Source organism: Pseudomonas sp. MWU13-2105 (assembly GCF_023242315.1).
Classification (GTDB): domain Bacteria; phylum Pseudomonadota; class Gammaproteobacteria; order Pseudomonadales; family Pseudomonadaceae; genus Aquipseudomonas.
Genome location: NZ_JALLIY010000088.1, coordinates 1 through 504, shown reverse-complemented (window position 1 = coordinate 504; position 504 = coordinate 1). Strand labels below are relative to the sequence as shown.

Sequence of the window (504 nt, the reverse complement as noted above, 5' to 3'; positions counted from 1 at the left end):
CGGCGCAGCTTGGCACTCAAACTCGCCGACAGTTCCAGGTCCAGGGTGGCGCCGAGGTAGCTTTGTACCTGCGGCCGCGGATGATCGGTGGGCAGTTCCAGCAGGCCCGGCGCACCGCCGAGGTGCTTGCTCCAGAAGCGGGTCTGGGCTTGCAGGCGTTCGCCTTGCAGGTGCTGTTGTTGCCAGGCCGCGTAGTCGGCGTATTGCAGGGCCAGCGGCGGCAACGGATCGTCAAGACCTTGGCTGAAGGCTGCGTACAGGCGGTTGAACTCGTCGATCAGCACCGCCACGGACCAGCCATCGGAGACGATATGGTGCTGGGTGACCAGCAGGATATGCTCGTCTTCGGCCAGTTGCAGCAGTTGCCCGCGAATCAGCGGGCCCTGGCTCAGGTCGAACGGAGCGAGGGCCTCGGCCTGGGTCAGTTGTTCGACCGCCTGTTCACGGGTTTCGTCGGGCAGCAGGCGCAGGTCCTGCTCGCCCAGGGCAAAGCCGATAGCGGCG

1 protein-coding gene is annotated in these 504 nt (G+C 65.9%); it reads right to left on the bottom strand.

What is annotated here, in order from left to right:
- On the bottom strand, window positions 1-504 hold a 504-nt coding region (locus M5B96_RS32425; RefSeq protein ID WP_248801247.1), incomplete at both ends, for a condensation domain-containing protein.